The sequence below is a fragment of the Meiothermus ruber DSM 1279 genome (assembly GCF_000024425.1).
Lineage (GTDB): Bacteria > Deinococcota > Deinococci > Deinococcales > Thermaceae > Meiothermus > Meiothermus ruber.
Window position 1 is genome coordinate 2178401 of record NC_013946.1, and the last position, 12892, is coordinate 2191292.

14 protein-coding genes are annotated in these 12892 nt (G+C 63.8%); 7 read left to right on the forward strand and 7 right to left on the reverse strand.

The window, feature by feature from the left end; translation table 11 throughout:
- The first annotated feature begins 63 nt into the window (after positions 1-63).
- Complete coding sequence (asnS, locus tag MRUB_RS10735) at positions 64-1389, forward strand: asparagine--tRNA ligase (RefSeq protein ID WP_013014379.1); 1326 nt, start codon at positions 64-66, stop codon at positions 1387-1389.
- On the opposite strand, the gene MRUB_RS10740 is transcribed toward asnS, so the two are convergent.
- Positions 1386-2126 (reverse strand): 2-phosphosulfolactate phosphatase, encoded by a 741-nt coding sequence (locus tag MRUB_RS10740; protein ID WP_013014380.1) that lies wholly within the window; start codon positions 2124-2126, stop codon positions 1386-1388. The two genes, asnS and MRUB_RS10740, sit on opposite strands and share 4 nt — an antisense overlap.
- Before the next feature lie 208 nt (positions 2127-2334).
- Positions 2335-3012, reverse strand: coding sequence for a Crp/Fnr family transcriptional regulator (locus MRUB_RS10745; protein ID WP_013014381.1), 678 nt, complete (start codon positions 3010-3012; stop codon positions 2335-2337).
- Between the two features lie 18 nt (positions 3013-3030).
- On the opposite strand from MRUB_RS10745, the gene MRUB_RS10750 reads away from it, so the two are divergent.
- Positions 3031-3690 carry an ABC transporter ATP-binding protein gene (locus MRUB_RS10750; protein ID WP_235438214.1) on the forward strand — a complete coding sequence of 220 codons (660 nt, stop codon included), beginning with the start codon at positions 3031-3033 and terminating at the stop codon, positions 3688-3690.
- A 47-nt stretch (positions 3691-3737) separates the two neighbouring features.
- On the opposite strand, the gene MRUB_RS10755 is transcribed toward MRUB_RS10750, so the two are convergent.
- Entirely contained in the window at positions 3738-5150 is a 1413-nt protein-coding gene (locus MRUB_RS10755) for a protoporphyrinogen/coproporphyrinogen oxidase (protein WP_015586800.1), read from the reverse strand.
- Between the two features lie 208 nt (positions 5151-5358).
- Here MRUB_RS10755 and MRUB_RS10760 point away from each other — a divergent pair, with 208 nt between their 5' ends.
- Positions 5359-6276 (forward strand): peptidylprolyl isomerase, encoded by a 918-nt coding sequence (locus MRUB_RS10760; protein WP_013014384.1) that lies wholly within the window; start codon positions 5359-5361, stop codon positions 6274-6276.
- A 145-nt stretch (positions 6277-6421) separates the two neighbouring features.
- On the opposite strand, the gene MRUB_RS10765 is transcribed toward MRUB_RS10760, so the two are convergent.
- The 3 genes from MRUB_RS10765 to scpB form a co-directional block, all read right to left on the reverse strand.
- On the reverse strand, positions 6422-7165 hold the full coding sequence (locus MRUB_RS10765) for a WecB/TagA/CpsF family glycosyltransferase (protein ID WP_013014385.1): 744 nt from the start codon (positions 7163-7165) through the stop codon (positions 6422-6424).
- A 2-nt stretch (positions 7166-7167) separates the two neighbouring features.
- Complete coding sequence (locus MRUB_RS10770; RefSeq protein ID WP_013014386.1) at positions 7168-7902, reverse strand: 2-phosphosulfolactate phosphatase; 735 nt, start codon at positions 7900-7902, stop codon at positions 7168-7170.
- Between the two features lie 114 nt (positions 7903-8016).
- Entirely contained in the window at positions 8017-8541 is a 525-nt protein-coding gene (gene scpB / locus MRUB_RS10775) for an SMC-Scp complex subunit ScpB (protein ID WP_013014387.1), read from the reverse strand.
- An 81-nt stretch (positions 8542-8622) separates the two neighbouring features.
- On the opposite strand from scpB, the gene pilC reads away from it, so the two are divergent.
- The gene (gene pilC / locus MRUB_RS10780) at positions 8623-9843 is read left to right on the forward strand and encodes a type IV pilus assembly protein PilC (protein WP_013014388.1); all 1221 of its coding nucleotides are present in this window, start codon (positions 8623-8625) and stop codon (positions 9841-9843) included.
- Here the strand turns inward: pilC and MRUB_RS10785 are convergent.
- On the reverse strand, positions 9818-10276 hold the full coding sequence (locus MRUB_RS10785; protein ID WP_013014389.1) for an EVE domain-containing protein: 459 nt from the start codon (positions 10274-10276) through the stop codon (positions 9818-9820). The two genes, pilC and MRUB_RS10785, sit on opposite strands and share 26 nt — an antisense overlap.
- Positions 10277-10391: 115 nt before the next feature.
- Here MRUB_RS10785 and MRUB_RS10790 point away from each other — a divergent pair, with 115 nt between their 5' ends.
- From MRUB_RS10790 to MRUB_RS10800, 3 genes are read left to right on the forward strand one after another with little or no spacing between them, the layout of a single operon-like run.
- Positions 10392-10889 carry a hypothetical protein gene (locus tag MRUB_RS10790; protein ID WP_024050372.1) on the forward strand — a complete coding sequence of 166 codons (498 nt, stop codon included), beginning with the start codon at positions 10392-10394 and terminating at the stop codon, positions 10887-10889.
- Positions 10890-10912: 23 nt separating this feature from the next.
- A complete protein-coding gene (locus tag MRUB_RS10795; RefSeq protein WP_013014391.1) occupies positions 10913-12340 on the forward strand; it encodes an FAD-binding oxidoreductase in 1428 nt (475 codons plus the stop codon).
- Between the two features lie 17 nt (positions 12341-12357).
- Entirely contained in the window at positions 12358-12888 is a 531-nt protein-coding gene (locus MRUB_RS10800) for a DUF6992 family protein (protein WP_013014392.1), read from the forward strand.
- Positions 12889-12892: the final 4 nt, after the last annotated feature.

Here is a 12892-nt window from a genome sequence, read left to right on the forward strand (position 1 = left end):
GGGGCGACGGGCTGCTGGCGCTCGTGATTAACCAGAGCGGGCTTTTATGGTTACAATCATCGGGTGCAAAGGGTTTTTATTGAGGAAATCGCAAAGTACGACGGGCAAGAGGTCATCATCCGGGGCTGGCTGACCGGCCGCCGCTCCAAGGGCAAGATCCACTTTTTACAACTGCGCGACGGCACCGGCTTCATGCAGGCTACCGCCTTCAAGGGCGAGCTGCCCGACGCCGAGTTCGAGGAGGCCGACCACCTACCCCAGGAAAGCGCCCTGGAGGTGAGGGGGCTGGTGCGAGCGGATAGCCGGGCCCCCGGCGGCTACGAGCTTTCGGTGCGGGGGCTACGGGTAATCTCCCGGCCCAGCCGGGAGTATCCCATTACCCCCAAAGAGCACGGAGTGGATTTCCTGATGGACCACCGCCACCTCTACCTGCGCCACCGGCGGGCCTGGGCGGTGCTGCGGGTACGCGACGAGCTCGAGCGGGCCATCCACGACTTTTTCCACGCGCGGGGCTTTGTTCGGCTGGATGCCCCCATCCTGACCCCCAACGCCGTGGAGGGCACCACCGACCTGTTCGAGGTGGATCTGTTCGACGGCGAAAAGGCCTACCTCTCACAGTCGGGCCAGCTCTACGCCGAGGCCGGGGCCATGGCCTTTGGCAAGGTGTATACCTTTGGCCCCACCTTCCGGGCCGAGCGCAGCAAAACCCGGCGCCACCTGCTCGAGTTCTGGATGATTGAGCCGGAGGTGGCCTTCATGACCCACGAGGAAAACATGCAGCTTCAGGAAGAGCTGGTGGTCTACCTGGTGGGGCGGGTGCTGGAAAACCGAAAGCTCGAGCTCGAGATGCTCGAGCGCGACACCCGTGTGCTGCAAACCACCGCCCAGGGCCGCTACCCCCGCATCTCCTACACCCAGGCCGTGGAGATGGTCAACCAGATCGCCCAGCGTAAGCCCGAGCTGGGGCTCACCCCCCTGCAATGGGGCGACGACTTCGGCGCCCCGCACGAAGCCGCCCTCACCGCGCAGTTCGACCGGCCCATTTTCGTGGAGAAGTACCCGGCGGCCATCAAGGCCTTCTACATGCAGCCCGACCCCGACGACCCGCGCCTGGTTAAAAACGCCGATATGCTGGCCCCCGAAGGGGTGGGCGAGATTATCGGCGGCTCGGAGCGCATCCACGACCCCGAACTGCTGCGCCAGAAGATCCGGGAGCACAACCTACCCGAAGAGGTGTTCGACTGGTACATGGATTTAAGGCTGTTTGGGACGGTGCCCCACGCCGGGTTTGGGATTGGCCTCGAGCGCACCGTGCGCTGGATCTGTGGAATTGAGCACATCCGCGAGGCCATCCCCTTCCCGCGTATGTACACCCGGATGCGGCCCTAGCCCTGGCCGCTGTTGCTGGGCCGCTGGGCGCGCTTAAAAATGAGGGCCTCCCCCACCCGGCCCTCGAGCATCCCCACCGCCGGCGAGGCCGCAATCTGGGCACAAAAAGGCACATCGGCCTCGAGGCCCACCTGGCGCAGGGCCTGGGCCGCGCCGGATAAGTGGAGGGGCTCGAGCGGGTCGGGGTAGGCCCGGCGCGTGGTGAGGGCCGTCAGGGCGCCGTCTTCCAGCTCATACGAGCCCATAATCTGCAAAAACTCGGCCAGCACCCCCGCCGTGTAGACGTCGTCCAGGCCGATCCGGCCCTCTTTGCCAGCACACAGGATGGCCACCTCCTCGGTGGCCAGTTGGTGGGCCAGGCGGGCGGCGGCATGGGCGTTGAAGAGCGAGGCCAGCAGCACGTGCTTGGCGCTGCGGGCCGCCAGGTGCGCGGTGCGGGTGCCGTTGGTGGTGCTCATCACCACAATTTTGCCGCCCACCGGCGCTTCCAGGGCCTCCCGCGGCGAGTTGCCATAATCGAAGCCCGCGGGTTTTAGCCCCCCTTCCTCCCCGGCCAGCACCACATCGGTATCGCGAAAAGCCCGGGCGCTCTCCACATCGGAAGTAAGGTACAGAGCCTCGGCCCCAGCCTCCAAGAAGGCCGTAGCGGTGGTGGTGGCCCGAATCACGTCCACCACCAAGACCACATCGGTGTAGCTCAGGTTTTCCTGGGGAACTAGATCAACCCGCAGACGCATATTTTTTCCTCATCAAGTGATGCCGCTTTGCAACGAGAAGGAGCAGCCCATTCCGGAAGTGGGATGTTCTTGGCTGAGGCATCCATGAGAACGAGGGGCATCATAAAGGATAACCCCGCGGTTATGAAAGAGACCTCGAGGATTGAAGTGCAAAAGGCCGATCCCAGCAGCAGCACAACGATACAGGCCTGGTCGTGCGCGATGAGCGTTATCGCAGGCCAAACAAGACTTCTTCCAGCCCCGCTGGATCGAGAATCTCCACGTAACCCGAGCCCACTTTTACCAGCTCTTCCTCGCGCAGGGCGTGCAGTACCCGGGTTACCGTCTCACGGCTGGTTCCGGAAAGCTGGGCCAGCTCCTGGTGGGTGAGTTTCATCTTGAGCCCATCGCCGTAGCGCTGCTTGCGGAGCTTGGTCAGGGCGTAGGCCACCCGGCCCCGCGCCTCCTCAAAGGAGAGCACCTCGAGCTCGAGGTCGGCCTCACGCAGGCGGCGGGCCAGAATGGTGGCCAGGTTGTGCAGGATTTCCGGCCATTTGCGCACCAGGCTCCAGTAGGCATCCTGGTACAGCACCAACAGGACTGAGTCCACAGTGGTCTCGGCCGAGGCGCTGCGGGGCTGATCGTCCAGCAGGCTCATCTCACCAAAGACCTCCCCGGGGCCCAGGTAAGCAAACATCCGCTCCCGACCATCCAGGTAGGTGCGATAAATCCGCACCTGTCCGCTTTGCACAATATAGAGCGCGGCCCCCATATCCCCTGCTTCGAATATCAGCTTGCCCGCGGGGTAGTTGCGGGTCACAAAGGCCTCTCGGGCCACCTCGATGGCCTGGGGAGGCACCCCCTGGAAGAGCGGGGTCTTGGCAAGTACCTGTGTGTCTGCCAGCATCAGGTACACTCTACAAGGGTGCGTAACGCTTTGCCAATAGTAGATAACACACCGGTGCTGGAAGTTTGCAATTTGAGCTTTTCCTACGGTGAGGTTGGGCTTTTTCAAAACCTCAGCTTCTCGCTCAACTCAGGGCAGGTTCGGGTGATCCTCGGCCCCTCGGGCAGCGGCAAAACCACCCTTTTGCACCTGCTGGCTGGTCTGTTGCACATCCAGCAGGGCGACATCCGCTGGCTCGGGCAGAGCATCCGCGGCCAGAACGAGGAGACCCTTGCCCAGCGCAGGCTACGCTTCACCGGTCTGGTTTTCCAGCACCACTACCTGCAGGCCGAGCTCACCGCGCTGGAGAACATCCTGGTTCCAGGATACCTGGCCGGTGCGGTGGATGTCGCCTGGGGCCGGGAGTTGCTACACCGCATCGGGCTGCTCGAGCGGGCCCACCTGCGCCCCAACGCCCTCTCGGGTGGTGAGCGACAACGCATTGCGGTGGCTCGAGCGCTCTACAACCGGCCCAAGCTGCTGCTGGCCGACGAGCCCACAGGCAGCCTGGATCGGCGCAACGCCGAGCGAATCTGGGCGCTGATGCTAAGCCTGGCCCAGGATCTGGGCACGGCGGTGATCGTCGCTACGCACGACGAGCATCTGGTGCAGGGGCTCCCCGAGCTACGCCTGGCCTGAACCTACAAACCAAGGTGCGAGAACGCGGGATCGCTCAAAGCACGGTATTAGTCCGACCGGGGCACCGAAAGGGCCATAAAGTTAAGCAGGCGCTGGGTCACCTGGTGGCTATGTGCAATCACCTGGTGGCTATGTGCAATCTGACGGGCCAGGCCGGGGCCGGCCAGATAACCCCCCGTGAGGAATAGGCCCGGGGCGTGTACCAGGGCCTGCTCGAGGGCTGCAACCCGGCGGGTATGCCCCGGCGCAAACTGCGGCCTAGCGAAAGGCTGACGGAACACCCAGGCGGCCCGGGGGTGGGTTGGGGCCTGTAAAAACTTGCACAAATCCTGCTGCGCTAAACGCGAGAGTTCGGCGTCGGCGGAGCGGGCCACCTCCCCAGCAAACTGTACGCGGGCCAGCACCAGCCCCGAATCGAGCGGGGTTTGTCGGAGGGCAGTTCCGGCGTAGCCTTCGGCTTTGGCCCAGTAGTAATCAACCGGCCCTTCCATGGGCTGGGCGGGGCGGTAAAGCAGAAACACCTTCGCGCTGTGCTGATAGGGAAACTGATTGAGCCAGGTGGTTAGCTGAGGGGATGAAGGTCGGAACACCCGGGCTGCGCGGGGCGCCGGGAGCGCGACCACCACCGCCTCGGCCTCGAGCCGCCCCCCCGGCAGGTGCACCGCCCAGCGGCCGGCCTGGTGGGTAATGGCCAGGGCCTCCTGCCCAGGGAGTAGGCGGGCTTTTTGTTGCAGGCGGGTAGCCAGCGCCTGCACCAGGCCACCCATCCCACCAGCCAGGTGCCACTGCCCCTGGGCCCGGAGCCTTCGGCTGCCGACCACCAGACCACCCCGACGCTCGAGCTGGGGCAGGGCTGGGCAGGCCTCCGGGGTCGAAGCCTCCCCAGCCGGCCCACCCAGCATCGCTTCCATATAGGGGGCCAGCACCTCCCAGACTTCCGGGCCCAGCCTCCGACAAAAAAAGGCGTCCACCGGCTCATCCCTGAGCGCAGCCGGGGCCACCCAGCGCTCGGTAGCCAGCCGCCACCTGGTTTTGCGGCTAAAAGGTAGGGTCGAAAGCCGGTGCAGGCCCAGGCCCGTGGCCGGGTTGAGGCCCGGAGGTAGCACCCAGTCCCGACCCCGCCAGCGCACCACCTGCGGCCGGTTGGGCTGGGGCTGGGGCTCGAGGCCCAGGTGCCTGCACAACCCCAACAGGGTGTCGGGCTCATCGTCAAAGTGTTCATCCCCCAGCTCGAAGGTCTGGCCCTCCAGCCGCACCGTTTGGTTGTAGCCCCCCAGGCGCTGGGTGGCCTCGAGCAGGCTCACCTCGAGCCCGGCCTCGGCCGCCCAGTAGGCCGCGGCCAGCCCCGACATCCCCCCACCAATAACGATCACCCGGCTCATCTCGCGGCCTCGCATCCATAGCCCAACCTGGGCCAGCCCCCGGTACCGGGTGAGGACAGGCCGCCCATCACCCCCCACAAAGAGCCCGAACCTGGCTTCATGGTAAAACCTCCGAACCTTCGCACACCGCTATCATCCTGCACACCCGCCGATTTTATACCGCCACCAGGCCCGTTCGAATCCGCGCCGAGGCATACCGTCGTAACAGGTGCAAGGCGTGCTAGCATAAACCCACAAGCAGTTTTGCGACCACCGGTTGGACGTGAGCTGCCCCAGAGGAGCCTGCATGAAGCTAAAACACCTGCTATTCCTGATAACAGCCCTAGGATCGCTGGCTGTGGCCCAGTCCGACCCCGTGGTCGCCACCGTCGCCAACACCACCATCACCAAAAGCCAGTTAGAGCTGCGTTTTGGCCTCTACATACGCGATTCCGAACGGCAGAACGGTCTGTCCTACAGCGAAGAAGCCCTGGCCGCACTCAAAAAGCGTTTTCTGGAGCTTGTGGCCCGCGAACGGGCCATTATTCTCAAAGCGGAAGCGGCGGGATTTGCCGCCTCCAAAGACGATGTGCAAGCGGCCGTTGCAGAGGTCAAGGCCGATTTTGATAGCGAAGAGGCGTTTACTCAGGCTTTGAAGGAAGCTGGTATTCCGAGCCTCGAGGTCTATCACACCTTGGTGTACGAGGCGCTCACCTACAACGCCTACCTCGAGCACCTCCTCAAACAACTAAAAACCAGTGAGCCAGCGCTGCGCCTGCTTTATCTCGTCTCCAAATCGCAGTTTGCTCTGCCCAAACGCTACTGCTCCGCACACATTCTGGTCGACACCGCCCAGGAGGCCTATCAGGTCATCGCCCGGCTGGGCAAGGGTGAAAAGTTTGCCGATCTAGCCAGGGCGCTTTCGAAAGACCCCGGCAGCAAAGAGGAGGGCGGCGATCTCGGCTGCGAACCCAGGGGCACCTTTGTAGCTCCTTTCGAGCTAGCCCTCGTCGCACTGCAGCCAGGCGAGAGTTCCAAAGTGCCGGTCAAAACCGAGTTCGGCTACCACATCATCCTGCTCAAGCGGGTCGAGGCCGCCGGCTTCCAGGGTTTTGAGGAGGTTCGGGCAGAGCTAGATCAAACCATCCGAAACAGTGCCGTATACCGGCTGCTTCTGTGGATAGAGAAAAGCACCCCCATCCAGCTCTTTCCGGAAAACCTGTAAGCAAACCACAGCCGGGGGTAGCCTGCTCGGGCCTTGCTCTGCTAAATACGACTCTTATACGCATTTCGGTAGTATCGGTCGCTTTGACAAGTCCAAACGATACTATCGAATTGCTTTTCTACCCCCTTCGGCCGGCTTGAATCCTTTACCTCTGACCACCTCCCCTGTTTTTAAGAGTCTTTTCCAGCAGCACCAGGCGCACAAAATGCAGCAGCCTTGGGAAGCGCCCCCAGCGCCGCCGATCCAGGGCAATTCGCACCAGCCATTCGATTTTAAGCCGCTGAGCCCAGACCGGCGCCCGCCTGACCTCTCCGGCCAGCACATCGATCATGCCCCCCACGCCGATGGCAACCTTGGCCGCCAGGCGGGCTTTGTTGCGGTGAATAAAGGTGTCCTGCCGCTCCCCCATCCCCACCACCAAGAGGTCGGGCTGGGCCTGCTGGATGGCCTCCAGCACCGCCCCCTCATCGGAAAAATAGCCGTCCTGAACCCCACACACCTGGATACCCCAGCGGGCCTGGGCGTTCCGGGCAGCCCGCCAGGCCACGCCAGGGGCGGCCCCCAGAAAGTAGACCCGCAGCCTCGAGCCAAAGCGTTCAAAAGCCGCCGGCAGAATCTCTGAGCCAGGCACCCGGTCGCGCAGGCGGTGTCCAGTAAGCAGCCGCACAGCCCAGACAATGCCGACCCCATCCGCCGTAATCAGCTCGCACTCCCGCAGGGCTTGCCGGAGGGCTGGCTCGGCCTGGGCCCGCACCACCGCCTCCGGGTTGGTGGTGATGATCTGGGCGCAATGGGGGCCCGGCTGGGCTATCCGGCTTTCGATCCAGTCCAGGGTCTGCTCGAGGTCAACCAGATCCACTGGCGTTCCCAGGATCTCTACCCGCTGCATCCTTACCCCACCTGGAAACAGAACCCAAACCTATCTTTGGTCAGGCCGTAGACTTTCGCCTCGAGCACGCGCACCTGCTTCAGCCTGGGCACCACCCCTTCCACGCTCACCAGGCTGGCCAGGGCCAGCTCTTCACTGCGACCCAAAAGGTAAAGCTGCCGGCCCATCTCAGACTGGAAAAGCGACTCTTGCGGATCTGGGAAGGACTTCAGCAGGGCCGTGGCCAGGTGCGCGCCCTCCCGCAAGACCCCCATCTTACCCAGGGCCTGGTGCAGGCGTTTGGCTATAAAGCCAGCGGCCACCGTGTTAGCCAGGCTGGGCTCGAGCCGGCGCTGGGTGGCCGCAACCACCGTCTCGATGCTGCGCTCGAGGGCCTGGGCCACCGCCGCTTTAGCGTTGCGGAAGTAGGCCAGCCCTGTTTCCAACGGCATCTGTTCCAGCGACTCGGCCAGCGGCGGGGCCAGCAGCACACAGGTTTTTCCCTCCACCTGAAGCCCCGGTAGGGCCTGCAGCGAGAGCCCCCCGTGAAAGCCCTCCGGCGGAACCCCCTCCTGTTCACCCAAAAGCAACGCCCCACCTTCAGCCAGCAGGCGCGCCGCTCGCACACTTTTGGCAACCCAGACCCCCCGGGCGCCAGCCGATAGCAGCGCACCCACCAGGCTGCCGAAAAAAACATCCACCACAAGCACCGGCTGGGGATACGGGGGACTGGGAATCAAATCTACCCGAAGCGTCACAACAAAAAAGCCTCCCTCGCGGCATTATAACGAAGGGTTAGCAGACAACCCCGGTTGCAACACCGCTTCACACAGCCCGTACACAAACTGCCAGCCCGCGTTCTGGATAAACCCTTAACCGCGCAAGAGCAATACCGGGCCTTCCCCCAGCGGGGGCAGGTCGGCCAGGCTTTCCAGCCCAAAAAGCTCCAGAAACCGGTCGGTGGTTCCATACAGCTTGGGTCGCCCGATGGCCTCCTTCTCCCCCACCACCCGCACCAGTTCGCGTTCCAGCAGGCCCTCGAGCACCCCCTCTACGCTCTTACCGCGCAGGGCTTCCAGCTCGGCCCTGGTCAGGGGCTGCTGGTAAGCAATCAGCGCCAGCACCTCCAGCGCAGCCTTGGAGATTCGCGGTGGGTTGGGACGCAACACCTGCTCGACCGCATTGAGGTGCAGGGGGTGCACCACCAGCCGCCATCCGCCCGCCACCCGCTCGAGCTGTACCCCCAGGTGCCCATCGGCCAGGTCACGCTCGAGGGCCACCACCGCCCGGGTCAGGGCCTCCTCACCCCCCAGCGGGCTCAGATCCTGCAGGGAAAGCGGCCGCCCGGCCGCGAACAAAACGGCCAAAAGCTGGGCTTTAAGCTGCTGCAGATCCATACCAAAGACGCTCCAGGACTCCACGGTGGATGTGGTCAATTCACCATCCTCCGGCCCCGCAAAGGCTATACTAGGGCCAGTATGCCAACCTATCAATATAAGGCCAGGGATCGCCAAGGGCGGCTGATCAATGCCGTCATCGAAGCCGATGACATCCGCACTGCCGCCCGCAATTTGCGCGAAAAAGGTCTGTTCATCGCCGAGATCAAGGAGCCGGGCAAGGGCCTGCAGGCCGAGATCAAGCTGCCGGGGCTGGATCCCAAGCCGGGGCTCAAGGATTTAGCCATCTTCAGCCGTCAGCTCGCCACCATGCTCAACGCCGGCCTGCCCATTGTCCAGGCCCTGGCTATTCTGGAACGGCAGACCGAAAAGAAGAAGTTTCAGAGCATACTCAAAGAAATCCGCACCGAGGTGGAAGGGGGGGCCAATTTCAGCGAGGCCCTGAGCAAGCACAGCCTGTTTACCCGCCTTTACATCAACCTGGTACGGGCCGGCGAGACCTCAGGCACGCTGGATGCCATTCTGGATCGGCTGGCCACCTTTCTGGAAAACGAGCTGGCCCTGCGCGGAAAAATCCGCTCGGCCATGACCTACCCCGCCATCGTATTTGTTTTTGCCATTGGGGTAACCTACTTCCTCCTGACCGGCATCGTGCCGCAGTTTGCCCAGATCCTGACCGGGCTCGGCTCCGAGCTGCCGCTCCTGACCCGGGCCCTGATGGGCATCTCCGACTTTTTGCGCCAGAGCACCATCTTCATCGCTTTGATCGCGGTGGCGCTGTACTTTGCCTACCGGGCCTACTACCGAACCGAGAAAGGGCGGCGCCAGATCGATCAGATCAAGCTCAAGCTGCCAGTTTTTGGCGACCTGATGAAAAAAAGCGCCCTGGCCCGTTTTTCGCGCACCTTTGGCCTGCTGATCTCGAGCGGCGTCAACATTGTGGAAGCCCTCGACATCACCAAAGGCACGGCGGGCAACGCCATTGTGGAAGATATCCTCGAGCAGACCAAGATCGCCATTCAGGCAGGTGAGCCCGTCTTCACCACCATCCAGGCCCACCCGCAGGTCTTCCCGCCCATGGTCAGCTCGATGATTGCCATCGGGGAAGAGACCGGGGCCCTCGATACCATGCTGCAAAAAATCGCCGACTTTTATGAGCGAGAAGTAGACGAGGCCGTCAGCGCGCTCACGGCAGCCATCGAGCCCCTGATGATTATCTTCCTGGGCCTGGTGGTGGGCGTGATTGTGGCCGGGATGTTCCTGCCGCTCTTCAAAATCATCGGCACCCTTTCATCGCAATAATCCTTTCGGCCACCTCCGCAGCCACCGGCATCACCGACAGCCTGTTGCCCCGACGAAGCAGGAGCAGTTCGTCGGGGCTAAATTTCGCCCGCAGCACCCCCAGGGTGATCATGCGTTCGAATTTCTCCACAAAGCCCACCCGCACCGTCCACCAGCGGGGGTTGTCCTTTGAGCTGCGGGGGTCGTGGTAGGGCGACCGAGGGTCAAACTGGCTGGGGTCGGCAATGTGGGTCTCCAGCACCTGGCACAGCCCCACGATGCCGGGTGGCTCGGTGCTGGAGTGGTAGAAAAAAGCCAAATCCCCCACCTGCATGGCCCTCAGGAAGTTGCGCGCCTGGTAGTTGCGCACCCCGTCCCAGAGGGTGGTTTTTTGCTTCTTAAGGTCGTCTATGCTAAACACATCGGGTTCAGATTTGAGCAGCCAGTGGTTCATACCGGGACAGTCTATCTTTATCCGGAATTTAGATTACGCCGTTCAGGCCACCAGACTAAACCCCTGTTAAGCCTTCCCTTATGCGGGTGGGGGGAACTCGAGCCAAGATTCAATCATGAAAAGATGGCTCCTGGCTTCTATGCTGGCAACGGCGCTAGCAGGCTGCATCCCCATCGGCACCAACCCTTCCGACGCTCTACTCATCTCCGACCTGCGCTACGAGAGCAACTTCCGCGATACCAGCGGGCGCTCGTACATCTGCGATAACCAACCCACCACCCTCACCTATAGCTTCCGCTACAACGACTTTGCCCGGATTGCCTACTGGGATTCCAGGCTGGTAGGCGAAGCAACCGGTCAGGCCACCCATACCCTCCGCATGAACCGCGAGAGCGGGGGCTACACCAACCAGAACAACCGCATCACGGTGAACTGGGTTTTGAGCCCGGGCACCGCCCCCTTGAGCGTGGCGCCCCAGGGCATTGTGGTCACCCCGGTGCCCCAGCCCCGCCCGATCGGGGCCACCCGCCTCGAGCTCACCGTTGTCGCGACCAACGGCAGCTCGGCCCGGCTGGTCTTTCCCGGTATTCCGGTGATTGACAACTGCCCCTGAGGCCGCCCTGATAAGCTATAGGCGTGACCCTCAACCTCGGGAAAAAAACCCTCAAACCCTCGCCCCGCCCCAGCTACACCCAGCCGGCCCAGTCCGTCCAGGAATTGCAGGCGCGGCTGGGCCGGGAGAAGGTTTTGCTCGAGCGGGCCCAGCGGCGCAACTACTCCTACGACGGCATCGCCATGGGCGTAACCCCGGCCCTGGTGGTGCTGCCAACCTGCACCGCCGATGTGGTGGAGGTGGTGCGCTTCGCCAACCGGGTGGGGCTGCCCATCGTGGCCCGGGGGGCGGCCAGCGGGCTCTCGGGGGGGGCGGTTCCGGTTCAGGAGTCCATCGTGCTCTCCTTTACCCGCATGACCGGGCTGCACATCGACCCCCAGGCCCGCACCGCCACCGTGCAGCCGGGGGTGGTCACCCAGCAAATCAGCGAGCAGGCCCGGCCCCATGGCCTGTGGTACCCCCCCGACCCGGCCTCCTTTCGCACCAGCACCATCGGGGGCAACCTGGCCGAGAACGCCGGGGGGCCGCTGTGCTTCAAGAAGGGCGTGACCGGCGATTATGTGGAGGCGCTCGAGTTCGTCGACTTTGCCGGCCAGGTGCACCGCCTGGAGCGCAAGGCCTACGACCTGGCGGGTCTGCTGGTGGGCTCCGAAGGCACGCTGGGCCTGATCACCGAAGCCCGGCTGCGCCTGGAGCCCATCCCCCGTTACACCCGCACCCTGATGGCCATCTTTGGTGAGGTGGGGCAGGCGGCCGAAGCGGTCTCGGAAGCCATTGCAGCGGGTGCGGTGCCGAGCAAGCTCGAGTTCATGGACAACGGCTGCATCAACGCGGTGGAAGACTACCTGCGGCTGGGCCTGCCCCGCGAGGCTGCGGCGATCTTGCTGGTGGACACCGACGGCGACAATCCCCTCATCGTGGAAGAGGAGCTGCAATGGGTGGCCGAGGCCTGCCAGCAGCACGGGGCCGCCGTGCGGGTCGCCCAGGATGCCGCCGAGAGCGAGGCCCTCTGGAAGGCCCGCCGCTCGATCTCGCCAGCGATTGGCGCCATCAAGCCCAAGCGGCTGAACGAGGACATCGCCGTACCGCGCTCGAGCCTGCCCGCGGTGGTGCGGGCCATCGAGGCGCTGGGCCGGCAGTACGGCCTGCAGGTGGTGCAGTTTGGACACATTGGCGATGGCAACCTGCACCCCAACGTGCTCTTCGACCCCAGGGTGGACGCCGAGGAGAAGGTCTGGGAACTGCTGCACGAGATCGCCCGGGTGGCCTTGCGGCATGGGGGTGTGCTCTCGGGGGAGCACGGCATCGGCCTCATGAAGCGCGACTTTATGAGCGAGGCGGTAGACCCCGAGACCCTCGAGGCCTTAAGGCGGGTCAAGGCTGCCTTCGACCCGCACAACCGCCTGAACCCCGGCAAAGTGTTGCCCGAGCCCCACTCGCCGGCACACTGAGCGGCGAAGCTGGAGGCATGCGCAGAGGCCTCTGGTTTTCACTTTTGGCCTGCTTGGCCTTTGTGGGGCTGGCCCAGGCGCAAAACCCCTTTTCGGTGGGAATGGCCTATGCGGCGGAGGCCCAGCAACCCGAACGACCCTCCTGGGATCGGCTGCTTTTTGGCCCGGCCCCGGAGGGCTACCGGGGGCTGGCGATTTCCGCCCGCCTTCTGGCCTGGAGCGTGCCCTGGACCCTGGTGGGCTCCAGCATCGGGCTCACCAGCGATGACCCCTGGCAGCGCTCGTTCTGGCTCACCAACTCGGTCTGGGCGGCGGTTAACTCCGGCATTGCCCTGGTGGGGCTGCTGGGGCCCGAGCCGGGCAAGGATAGCCTCCGCAACCTGCTGTATATCAACGCCGGTCTCGATCTCCTTTACATCGCCGGTGGTGTGGTGCTGGCCCTGCAGCCCGACCCCCGCAGCCAGGGGGCCGGGTGGGCCATCGCCTTGCAGGGGGCCTGGTTGTTGCTGTTCGATCTGTTCAACACTTTGGCCCTGGAAAGCCCATAAGCAC

Bases quoted from the DNA above. Each gene is read 5' to 3' on its own strand.
- scpB (WP_013014387.1), bottom strand. From the start codon at position 8,541: ATGGATCTGCAGCAGCTTAAAGCCCAGCTTTTGGCCGTTTTGTTCGCG.
- MRUB_RS10800 (WP_013014392.1), top strand. From the start codon at position 12,358: ATGCGCAGAGGCCTCTGGTTTTCACTTTTGGCCTGCTTGGCCTTTGTG.
- MRUB_RS10765 (WP_013014385.1), bottom strand. From the start codon at position 7,165: ATGCAGCGGGTAGAGATCCTGGGAACGCCAGTGGATCTGGTTGACCTC.
- MRUB_RS10790 (WP_024050372.1), top strand. From the start codon at position 10,392: ATGAAAAGATGGCTCCTGGCTTCTATGCTGGCAACGGCGCTAGCAGGC.
- MRUB_RS10745 (WP_013014381.1), bottom strand. From the start codon at position 3,012: ATGCTGGCAGACACACAGGTACTTGCCAAGACCCCGCTCTTCCAGGGG.
- MRUB_RS10760 (WP_013014384.1), top strand. From the start codon at position 5,359: ATGAAGCTAAAACACCTGCTATTCCTGATAACAGCCCTAGGATCGCTG.
- MRUB_RS10785 (WP_013014389.1), bottom strand. From the start codon at position 10,276: ATGAACCACTGGCTGCTCAAATCTGAACCCGATGTGTTTAGCATAGAC.
- pilC (WP_013014388.1), top strand. From the start codon at position 8,623: ATGCCAACCTATCAATATAAGGCCAGGGATCGCCAAGGGCGGCTGATC.
- MRUB_RS10740 (WP_013014380.1), bottom strand. From the start codon at position 2,126: ATGCGTCTGCGGGTTGATCTAGTTCCCCAGGAAAACCTGAGCTACACC.